We start from the raw sequence: 9,054 nt of genomic DNA on the forward strand, positions 1-9,054 counted from the left end.
TGTTTCAGGACGGGGGCCAGGCCTGCCGCGGCGGCGAGGTGGTCGCCGTCGGGGTAGCGGGCGATCCCGCCGGTGATGGCGAGGAACTCCGCGGTGAGGGTGGCCCCCATGCCGGGCAGGCTGCGGATGAGGGCCGCGTCAGGGTGCCGGTCAAGGGTCCCCTCGATGCGCCGGTCGATGTGGTGCAGTTGGTCGCGGGCGGTCAGCATCTCGCGGGCCAGGTCACGGACAAGGTCCGCGGCGACGGCTTCGCCGGGGACACTGATCGTCTGGGCGTGCGCGGCGGCCAGCGCGGCATCCGCCAGCGCGGTGATGCTCGCGGCCTTGACGTGGTCGAGCTTGCGCAGGTGGGCCAGGACGCGGGCCCGGCCGGCGGTGCGGAGCTCGCCGGGGGCGGCGTAGCGGGTCAGCAGCCAGAGCCCGGTCTTCGTGGTCACGTCGACGATGCGCTCCAGGCCAGGGTTGATCGAGACCAGCAGGTCCCGCAGCCGGGCGGCGCGGCGGGTCTGGTCGGCGACGATCTCGCTGCGGCGGCCGACCAGCAGCCGCAGCTCGACGTCATCCTCCCGCATCGCGGTGACCTGCCGCAGGTCATCGCGCATCCGGACCTGGTCGGCGATCACCCGGGCGTCTTTCGGGTCGCTCTTGTGCTCGCCGCCGACGGTGCCGCGGCGAGCACGGTTCACCGCCAGCCCGGGCACGTGCACCACGGTCAGCCCGGCTTCGATCAGCATCGCCTCCAGCAGGCCGGCGATCCCGCCCAGCAGATCGATCCCGACCCGGGCGGGACCGTGAACGGTCTCGGCGGCGTGGACCTCATCGATCATTCCAGCGATCGCTGCCGGGGTGTTCTCGACGGCGTGGCTGGTCAGCACCGTGCCGGTCTCGGCGACTTTGACCTCTATCCAGTGGATGTCCTTGGCGACATCGATTCCGACTGCGACTGTCATCGTGAACCTCCCTCGCTCGTCAGTCGCGTGCGGCCTCTTCCCCCCGTCCTTGCCCTACACAGCGATCGATCGCAGTTCCTAATCAGCGGTCAGGAAGAAGCGGCGAGGCAGGGGGCAAAGCCTCCTTGGCCATCCGATGCAGCCAGCATGAAAACCATCCCTGCCTCGCTCGCACATTCCCGATCCTGCCGCGTCAACAACACGATCGGGAACACTCAGAAAGGTAGGGCGACATGACCGGATCAGCCTCACGCTGGCTCAGGCCCGTCTTCGGTGCGCTCGCGGGAGCGGGCGCCATTGCCGCGATAGCGTTGGTGCCGCTGATCGAGGTTCCCCCGATCGCGCCGGAACCGGCATCCGTGGCAGTTTCGCCGCCGTCGGCCGGGCAGACCCTCGTGTGTGCCGGTGACCTGCTCGTGTCTGCACGAGACTCGACAGCCGTGAGCTCGATCACCGTGGCAGCGCCCCAGGCCGTGGCAACGGCAGGGGAGAGCGCGATCGATCGCGGCGAGTTGGCTTCGGATGCCGCGGGAGCGGCTCCGCTCGTGCTTCGCTCGGCGCCGGGGTCGGAGCCTTTCGCTGCCGCGGGTTCTGCCACGGTCGGCGACCCCGACCTGACTGGGTACAGCGCGGCATCCTGCCGCCTGCCGCTGCTGGATTCGTGGCTCGTGGCCGGGGCGGGCACGACAGGCGCCGCCGACCTTGTCGTGCTCTCCAACCCGGGAGAGGTCGCCGCGACTGTCACACTCACTGTCTATGGAGCCTCCGGAGCCGAGGTTCCGCCCGGTGGCGGGGGCATCGTCGTGCGCCCCGGCGCTCAGCGCATCATCCCTCTCGCGGGCATCGCCCTCGGCGAGGAGAGCCCCGTCGTGCACGTTCAAGCCACCGGCGCCCCGGTCGCGGCATCCCTGCAGTCGAGCATCACGCGGGTCCTCGAGCCCGGCGGGGTGGACCAGTCCGGAGCGCTCAGCGAGCTCGCCACCAGCCAGACGATCGTCGGGGTCACGGTCACCGAGGGAGCGCTCGCCAGCGGGTCGGGGCTTTCCGGAACCATGGTGCGGGTGCTCTCGCCGGATGCCGATACCGAAGCGACGATCTCGGTGCGAGCTGTCGGTACCGCAGCGCCGGCCATCGACCCGGTGAACGTTCAGCTCCGGGCGGGAATCCCGGCGGCTGTCGAAATGCCGAGCCTGCCGGTCGGTTCCTACACGGTGGATGTCGTGGCCTCGACACCGGTCGCGGCTGCGGTGTGGCAGACCACCGGCTTCGGTGCGGCATCCGACTTCGCCTGGTACCAGGCGTCCCCGCAGATCGAGTCTTCCGCGGTCATCGCTGTGCCGAGCGGGCCGGGCCCTGTCCTCACCATCGCCAACCCGGGCTCAGCGGATGTGACAGTCGAGCTTGCGGAACCGGGGTCTGGCCCTGTCCCGGTGACAGTGCCGGCGGGCGCGAGCGTTCAGGTACCGCTGCGGGCCGCGATAGCGTACGAGCTCACCGGGGGGCCCGTACGCGCGAGCGTTGGCTACGTCGGCGCCGGTGCTCTGGGTGCGTTCCCGGTGTTTCCCGCGACCGCGGGCCAGGAGCCGATCGTCGTCTACCCCTGAGCCGGCCTCAGAAGTAGCGGAAGCGGTCGGGGCCCAGATCCCACGGATCCTTGCCGAGGTACTGCGCCGCAGCGCGGAACACTGCCCCCTCGATCATCATCCGGCGATGCAGGTCATCGTTGCGGTGCAGGTGCGACAGGCGCTCCAGCGGCACGCGGTACAGGATGATGCGCTTCTGGTCGGTGAGCACTGCCCACCGGGGGATGCCGTCGGCATCCGTCGCGGGGGGCATATCGCCGATCTCGAAACTGACCTCGCGGAGCTCCTCCCACGCCGATCGTAGGAACTCCGCCGCGGTGCCGACGGTGAGGTCGAACCTGTCGATGCGGGTGTCCAGGGGCGGGAGTGGTGGGCGAACGACGGGGCTGCGTCCCACGCGCCCATGGCGCCCGTGACGTGCGGGGCGCCGGGATCGTGCCGGGGCTGAGCGGGAGCGTCGCCAGGCCATGCGCCCATCCTAGATCGGCCCGATCCCCCGGACCTCACCGTTGCGGTGTCACGGATGCGTGGTTTGCGCCGCCGGCGACCCGCAGCGCGTGACACGCGAACGGTTGCGGTGGTCGGCCCGGCCCGCGTGGCGGCCGACTGTGCCGTGGGCATGCGGGTACCGTGACGGTGATGCGTGAACGGTTGTGCTCCAAGATTGCGTGCGCGCGGGAAGCCGTTGCCACGCTCACCTACGACTACGGCGACCAGATGGCGGTGCTCGGCCCGCTGGGCCCCGAGGCGGTGGTCCATGCGCACGATCTGTGCAGCATCCACACCGAGCGGCTCGCCATGCCGCGAGGCTGGGTGGTTGTGCGCCACGAAACCCTGCGGGCCTGACGGGGCGCAGCTCCGGCGGCCGGCGGCGTGGGAGAATACCGCTCATGTCGACTTCTACGATCGCCGCGCTCGATTACACCGTCGCTGACCTCGCGCTCGCCGATGCCGGACGCCACCAGATCCGCCTCGCCGAGAACGAGATGCCGGGCTTGATGGCTCTGCGCGAGGAGTTCGGTCCGCAGCAGCCGCTACGCGGTGCGCGGATCGCGGGATCCCTGCACATGACAGTGCAAACGGCTGTGCTCATCGAGACGCTCGTGGCTCTTGGAGCCCGGGTGCGGTGGGCCAGCTGCAACATCTTCTCGACCCAGAACGAAGCTGCGGCTGCCGTCGTGGTCGGCCCGACCGGCACCGTCGACCGGCCCCAGGGTGTTCCGGTGTTCGCCTGGAAGGGCGAGACCCTCGCCGAGTACTGGGACTGCACCGATCGCATCTTCGACTGGTCGGCGGAGGGATTCGACGGTCCGAACCTCATCCTCGACGACGGCGGTGACGCGACCCTCCTCGTCCACAAGGGCGTCGCGTTCGAGAAGGCGGGGGCAGTGCCGGATGCCGCTCCCGGCGATTCCGCGGAGTACCGGGTGGTTCTCGACGCGCTGCGTCGCTCCCTTGCCAGCGACCCTGAGCGCTTCACGCGCATGAGTCGGGAGCTCGTCGGTGTGACCGAAGAGACCACCACCGGCGTGCACCGGCTCTATGAGCTGGCACGTGATGGCGAGCTGCTGTTCCGTGCGATCAACGTGAACGACTCGGTCACCAAGTCAAAGTTCGACAACAAGTACGGCATCCGCCACTCCCTGCCCGACGGTCTCAACCGTGCCACCGATGCTCTCATCGGCGGGAAAGTTGCCTTCGTCGCCGGGTACGGGGATGTCGGCAAGGGGGCCGCTGAGGCGCTGCGTGGCCAGGGAGCTCGCGTCATCGTGAGCGAAATCGACCCGATCTGCGCGTTGCAGGCGGCCATGGACGGCTTCCAGGTCGCCAGGCTCGAGGATGTCATCGATCAGGTCGACATCCTCATCACGGGAACCGGCAACCGCAACGTTGTCACCGTCGATCACCTGCTCGCGATGAAGCACCTCGCGATCGTCGCCAACGTCGGGCACTTCGACAACGAGATCGACATGGCGGGCCTGGAAAGCCTCGCCGGAACCGAGCGCGTCGAGATCAAGCCCCAGGTCCACGAGTGGAGACTTCCCACCGGCCGGAGCGTGCTGGTCCTCAGCGAAGGACGCCTCATGAACCTCGGGAACGCGACGGGTCATCCCTCGTTTGTCATGAGCGCCTCGTTCACCAATCAGGTCCTCGCCCAGATCGAGCTGTGGACCAAGCGCGACAACTATCCACTGGGTGTTGCAACGCTCCCCAAGGCCCTCGACGAGAAGGTTGCGCGCCTGCATCTTCCCGCCCTCGGAGTCCAGCTGACGCAGCTTTCCGGCGATCAGGCTGCCTACATCGGCGTTCCGGTCGAGGGGCCGTACAAGCTGGAGCACTACCGCTACTGACGCACCGTCCGGACCGTCGTGGTGTCGGCATCCCCGGCGGTCAGAGTGGCGAGGCGCTCGTTCTGCAGGGCCAAGGCGCGTGCTTCGCGCGCCCGCCGCAGGGCGACGACACCACGCAGCAGCGTCTCGGGATCGACCGGCGGGAGAGGCGACACGTACGGAGCGACCTCGGTTGCCAGCGCTGCGGCGACCCGCGTCCGCGCGCCGGGGTCGAGGTAGACGGCCTGGTGAACGAACTGCGAGACACGGCGTGCCAGCCGATCGGGCATGCGCCCGACGTCAGCGACCGCCGCCCAACTCGCCAACGCCGGGGGCACCTCGACGGGGCGTGGCCGAAGTTTCGGGGCACGTGAGCGCTCGCAGTATGTGCCGGCGACAAGGTCGCCGAGGCGCTGCGTCCGTGGCGTGAACGCACCGACGATCGCCGCCACCGCGCCCGCGGTCAGCCAGATCTCCAACACCCCGATGAAGGCGCGGATGAACGCGTGGCGGAATCCTGCAGCGCCGCCGTCGACGCGCACGATGCGGCCGCCCACTGCCCACCGGCCGAGGCTCGAGCCGCCCGTGAGTGTCTCTACGAGCGCCGGAACGAGCACCAGGACGACGACCACTGTCGTGATTCCGAGAATCGGCGCCGCGGCGGCATCCAGGAACGCGCCGCCCAGCAGCCAGTTCGCCACGACGGCCAGCACGAGCAGGAGCACGACGGATGCGACCACATCGATCAGGCAGCCGAGCGCTCGCTGAAAGAAGCTCAGGGGCTGGATGTCGAGCGCGACTGCTTCGCCGGTGAGCACTTCGTCCTGACGGATCTCGACCGTCATCGGGTGCTCGGGGGCCATGGGTACAGTAAAGCAAATGGATCTCGATGCCCTGACTGACGCGCGACGCGCGGAGTGGGCGCGGCTGGACCAGCTCGGCCGCTCCCGTCGGCTCTCGGGTGCCGAGATCGATGAACTGGTCACCCGGTATCGGGCCGCGTCGGCGGATCTCGCCGACATCAAGACGACCGCGGGGCGCACTGCCGAGGGTGACTACGTCTCGCTGCTCCTGGCGCGCGCCCGGCGCCGGCTGACGGGCCGCGGTGAGAATCCGCTTCGGCAGATCCCCCGCTTCTTCCTCTGGCAGTTGCCGGCGGCGCTGTACCGGCTGCGGTGGACCACCCTCGCTGTCGCTGGCCTGTTCGTGGTGGTCGCGACGGTGGTAGCAACCTGGATCTCCCGTGATCCGGCGCTGGTCGCGTCGCTGGGCTCACAGGTGCAACTCGAGTACTACGCGGATGTCGAGTTCGAGGGCTACTACAGCGAGAATCCCGCGGCCGTCTTCGCAGGTACGGTCTGGACGAACAACGCGTGGATCGCAGCCCAGAGCGTGCTGTTCGGGATTACCGGGATCTGGCCGGTGATGGTGCTGGTACAAAATGCCGTCGCGGTCGGGACGGCAGCCGCCGTGCTCGCAGCCTTCGACCGCATCGACACGTTTTTCCTCTTCATCCTTCCGCACGGGCAACTGGAGCTCACGTGTGTCTTCGTCGCCGTCGCGGCCGGCCTTCACCTCTTCTGGTCATGGGTCGCGCCGGGTCCGCGCACGCGCGGTGAGGCGCTCGCTTCGGAGGGTCGGGCGCTGGCGACGGTGGCGATCGGACTCGTCTTCGCGCTCGCTGTGGCGGGGGTCATCGAGGGCTTCGTGACCGCCCAGGCGTGGCCGTGGGCCCTCAAGATCGGTATCGGAACCGCTGCGCTCGCGGCGTTCCTGGTTTACATGCTCGTCGTCGGGCGGCGAGCGGTGCGTGCCGGTGAGACGGGGGACCTCACGGAGTTCCACACCGGCACCCCGCGCCTGTGGAGCGGCGGATGAGCGGCATCCTCGACGCTCGCTCCTTTTGAACTGATCAAAAATGCGCTAGCGTCGAGGTGTGATGGATGCGCGGGGGATCGCCGGCCCAGAGCCGGTCGAATCGGTGATCCGCGCAGCGGGGCTCCGGGTCACGAGCGCGCGCCTCGCGGTGCTCGACGCTCTGCGAGAGCACCCTCACGCCAGCGCTGATGCGATCTTCGCGGATGTCGACCGCCGCGCCCCCGGGACCACCCTGCAATCCGTCTATAACGCACTGAGCGACTTCGAGGCGGCGGGACTGGTGCGCCGCATCCAGCCGGCCGGCCAGCCCATGCGGTTCGAGGTCCGCATCGACGACAACCATCACCACCTGGTGTGCACCTCGTGCGGGCGGGTCGAAGACGTCGACTGCGTCACCGGCGAAGCACCGTGTCTGCATCCGTCGCAAACCCATGGCTTCGCACTCGCTCAGGCCGAGATCACATTCTGGGGCGTGTGCGAAGCGTGCGCCGCGACAGAGACCGACTCTTCATCACCTACCCACAACCCGACCGTCACGGAAGGACGATCATGAGCGAAAACGACCCGGCAGTCACCCCCCTGGGGGAACAGCCCAATGACATCGATCAGGCTGTCACCGTCACAGACACCGACGAGGCAGAAGTCGCCGAGGCTACGGGCGACGGCGCCTGCCCCGTCATCCATGCGCAGCCCCACCCCACGAACGGTTCGGCCAACCAGGTGTGGTGGCCGAACAAGCTGAACCTCAAGATCCTCGCGAAGAACCCCGTGGAGGCGAACCCCTACGGCGGTGACTTCGACTACAAGGCCGCGTTCGAGTCCCTCGATCTTGACGCCGTGAAGAAGGACATCGAACAGACCATCACGGTCTCGCAGGACTGGTGGCCGGCTGACTTCGGCAACTACGGCCCCCTCATGATCCGTATGGCCTGGCACAGCGCTGGCACCTACCGCGTGATGGACGGACGTGGCGGCGGTGGCACCGGCCAGCAGCGGTTCGCGCCGCTGAACAGCTGGCCCGACAACGTCGGCCTCGACAAGGCTCGCCGCATCCTGTGGCCGGTCAAGAAGAAGTACGGGCGCGCGCTGTCGTGGGGCGATCTCATGATCCTCGCCGGCAACGTCGCGCACGAGAACATGGGCTTCGAGACGTTCGGGTTCGCCGGTGGACGTATCGATGCGTGGGAGCCGGATGACGACGTCTACTGGGGCCCCGAGACCACCTGGCTCGGCGACGAGCGCTACACGGGTGAGCGCAACCTCGAGCGCCCGCTCGCCGCGGTGCAGATGGGACTCATCTACGTCAACCCCGAGGGTCCGAACGGCAACCCCGACCCGCTGGCATCGGCCATCGACATCCGCGAGACCTTCAAGCGGATGGCGATGAACGACGAAGAAACCGTCGCCCTGATCGCCGGCGGTCACACCTTCGGCAAGACGCACGGGGCGGCATCCGACTCGTACCTCGAGAACAACCCCGAGGCCGCCGGTCCCGAGATGCAGGGTCTGGGCTGGAAGAACAACTTCGGCTCGGGCAAGGGTGACGACCAGATCACGAGTGGTCTCGAGGTCACCTGGACGTACCACCCGACCCGCTGGGACAACGAGTTCTTCCACATCCTGTTCGGCTACGAGTGGGAGCTCATGCAGAGCCCCGCCGGCGCCAACCAGTGGCGTCCGGTCAACGGCGGGGGTGCCGACATGGTGCCCCTTGCCCACGACCCGTCGAAGCGTCGCGAGCCCCGGATGCTCACGAGCGACCTCGCGTTGCGGTTCGACCCCGAGTACGAGAAGATCTCGCGCCGGTTCCTCGAAGACCCGGAAGCGTTCGCTGACGCGTTCGCTCGCGCCTGGTTCAAGCTGACCCACCGCGACATGGGCCCCAAGGCTCGCTACCTCGGCCCGGAGGTCCCTGCCGAGGACTTGGTGTGGCAGGACCCGGTGCCCCCGGTTGACCACCCGCTCATCGATGAGGCCGATGCTGCGCTCTTCAAGCAGCGCATCCTCGAGTCTGGCCTCACCGTCGCCGAGCTCGTGCAGACGACGTGGGCTGCGGCATCCACTTTCCGCGGCAGCGACAAGCGCGGTGGCGTGAACGGCGCTCGTCTTCGCCTGGCACCGCAGAAGGACTTCGAGGTCAACAACCCCGCGCAGGTCGCGAAGGTGATCGGCGTGCTCGAGGGCATCAAGGCGGACTTCGACGCATCGGCTCCAGGCGGTAAGAAGGTGTCACTGGCCGACCTCATCGTGCTGGCGGGCAACGCCGGTGTCGAGAAGGCCGCAAAGGATGCCGGTGTCGAGGCCGTCGTGACG

The 9,054-nt window shown here is 68.5% G+C and carries 9 protein-coding genes; 6 read left to right on the plus strand and 3 right to left on the minus strand.

Going from position 1 to position 9,054, the window contains the following annotated elements; all coding sequences use genetic code 11:
• Positions 1-950 (minus strand): transposase (locus tag Q1V87_RS03705; RefSeq protein ID WP_300590881.1); only part of this gene is annotated, 950 nt, incomplete at its 3' end.
• A gap of 233 nt (positions 951-1,183) precedes the next feature.
• Here Q1V87_RS03705 and Q1V87_RS03710 point away from each other — a divergent pair.
• The gene (locus Q1V87_RS03710) at positions 1,184-2,554 is read left to right on the plus strand and encodes a DUF5719 family protein (RefSeq protein WP_300590882.1); all 1,371 of its coding nucleotides are present in this window, start codon (positions 1,184-1,186) and stop codon (positions 2,552-2,554) included.
• A gap of 7 nt (positions 2,555-2,561) precedes the next feature.
• Here Q1V87_RS03710 and Q1V87_RS03715 read toward each other — a convergent pair whose 3' ends face one another.
• Positions 2,562-3,002 carry a metallopeptidase family protein gene (locus Q1V87_RS03715; protein WP_292711754.1) on the minus strand — a complete coding sequence of 147 codons (441 nt, stop codon included), beginning with the start codon at positions 3,000-3,002 and terminating at the stop codon, positions 2,562-2,564.
• 170 nt (positions 3,003-3,172) lie between these two features.
• Between Q1V87_RS03715 and Q1V87_RS03720 the strand changes: the two genes are divergently transcribed.
• Together Q1V87_RS03720 and ahcY are read left to right on the plus strand one after the other, a co-directional pair.
• Positions 3,173-3,379, plus strand: a complete 207-nt coding sequence (locus tag Q1V87_RS03720) for a DUF3499 family protein (protein WP_292711755.1) — start codon at positions 3,173-3,175, stop codon at positions 3,377-3,379.
• A gap of 44 nt (positions 3,380-3,423) precedes the next feature.
• A complete protein-coding gene (gene ahcY, locus Q1V87_RS03725) occupies positions 3,424-4,884 on the plus strand; it encodes an adenosylhomocysteinase (protein WP_300590883.1) in 1,461 nt (486 codons plus the stop codon).
• On the opposite strand, the gene Q1V87_RS03730 is transcribed toward ahcY, so the two are convergent.
• Complete coding sequence (locus tag Q1V87_RS03730; protein WP_300590884.1) at positions 4,878-5,726, minus strand: RDD family protein; 849 nt, start codon at positions 5,724-5,726, stop codon at positions 4,878-4,880. The two genes, ahcY and Q1V87_RS03730, sit on opposite strands and share 7 nt — an antisense overlap.
• Positions 5,727-5,742: 16 nt before the next feature.
• On the opposite strand from Q1V87_RS03730, the gene Q1V87_RS03735 reads away from it, so the two are divergent.
• The 3 genes from Q1V87_RS03735 to katG form a co-directional block, all read left to right on the plus strand.
• Positions 5,743-6,741, plus strand: coding sequence for a stage II sporulation protein M (locus Q1V87_RS03735; protein WP_300590885.1), 999 nt, complete (start codon positions 5,743-5,745; stop codon positions 6,739-6,741).
• Positions 6,742-6,802: 61 nt separating this feature from the next.
• Complete coding sequence (locus Q1V87_RS03740; protein ID WP_300590887.1) at positions 6,803-7,294, plus strand: Fur family transcriptional regulator; 492 nt, start codon at positions 6,803-6,805, stop codon at positions 7,292-7,294.
• On the plus strand, positions 7,291-9,054 hold a 1,764-nt coding region (gene katG, locus Q1V87_RS03745), incomplete at its 3' end, for a catalase/peroxidase HPI (protein ID WP_300590886.1). The genes Q1V87_RS03740 and katG, both read left to right, overlap by 4 nt.

The organism is Microbacterium sp., assembly GCF_030149085.1.
Classification (GTDB): domain Bacteria; phylum Actinomycetota; class Actinomycetes; order Actinomycetales; family Microbacteriaceae; genus Microbacterium.